At 43.0% G+C, this 1,344-nt stretch carries 1 protein-coding gene; it reads right to left on the minus strand.

The window, feature by feature from the left end; translation table 11 throughout:
* Positions 1–85: 85 nt before the first annotated feature.
* Entirely contained in the window at positions 86–1,216 is a 1,131-nt protein-coding gene (locus tag E5S67_RS31975; RefSeq protein WP_216670853.1) for an nSTAND1 domain-containing NTPase, read from the minus strand.
* Positions 1,217–1,344 lie beyond the last annotated feature (128 nt).

Raw genomic sequence — 1,344 nt, forward strand, 5'->3', positions numbered from 1 at the left:
GTTGCAGTTGTAAGTTATTCATTTTTTATTCACGATCGAGTATTGCATATAATTGTATCATAGTCTTGATAATGATTTAGGATTGCTATACCATTTGCATTGAGGGTTGAGCATTGGTGCGTTTAAGTGGTATGGCTGCTCGTAAACTTGCTAAAAGTGCATCAAACACTTGGCCTTGATTAAAAAGTTCTTCTGAATAGTGACTGAGAGCATCGCTTTGACCAAACTGTGCTGTTTCTACTCGTTTTCTTTGCAATTCTGCTTGCCACCACTGCCAAGCTGCAAAAATACCCAAAGTAGAAACAAGTATAAAAGCACCAGACACTACAAAAGTAGTAAATTGCCGGCTACGTTTTTGTTTCCGAGCGCTAACCTGAATAAACTCTCGTTCCTCCTGCGTCATTTCACCAGCACGTTTTTGCAACCAATCTCCTGCCACCGTCAACGACGCACCCCGCAACAACCCTCCAGAATCATGGTTGTTATTTTTCCACTCCCGCAGAGCCACCTTCAGCCGTTCTTGCCAAGTCCGAAACTGACGGTTGGTATTAATCCACTCGCGCAGAGTGCCCCATTCTCGAATTAGCGCTTCATGCACCACTTCTACGGTATCTTCAGGTTCTTGCCGACCTGTGACTACCAAACGCGCTTGATATCCCGCTAAATAACTGACCAATTTCCAGTTATCTTCCCCCACTTCCGCACGAGTAGCAATGCGCCTGGTATCTTCGGTTCCTTCCCCCGGACGCACTAATTGCACAAATATTCGCTGTGCCTGCTTTTTCTCTGTTTCACTGAGTTGTTGATAAATCTGTTGGGCATGATTAGCAATTGCTTTTTTTACCCCACCAATTTCTTCATAAGCTTGGTGAGTTAACTCTCGGTTGATTTGCTTTTCCCACAAACGAGTTAGGGCAAATTCTAATAAAGGTAAATTTCCCGGTTCTTCTGCCACATCATCAAGAATGCGTTGGGTTAATTGCGGTTCTAACTGTACTTCTAATTTTTGAGCAGGCAATTCAATTGCTGCCTGTAATTCCTCCCGTTTCATGGAACTGAGCAACTGTGGCGTAAACTCCTGCAACGCATCTCGAAGGGGCCGGTAGGAAAGCACATAACCGTAAAAGTCAGCGCGTAAAGTAAAGACTAATGTAATATTTTCTTGTGCGATAGCCGTTAGCAACTCATCTGCAAAACGTTCCTGTTCTTCCTGCACCTGACAAAGGGTGTACAGTTCCTCAAATTGGTCTGCGACCAGAAGTGTTGAATGATAGGAAAAGATTGCTAAAGTTGGCAGAGCAATGTATAATTGTAGACTTATAAATTATTAATAATCAACTAAAA

Source organism: Microcoleus asticus IPMA8 (assembly GCF_013179805.1).
Taxonomy (GTDB): Bacteria; Cyanobacteriota; Cyanobacteriia; order Cyanobacteriales; family Microcoleaceae; genus Microcoleus; species Microcoleus asticus.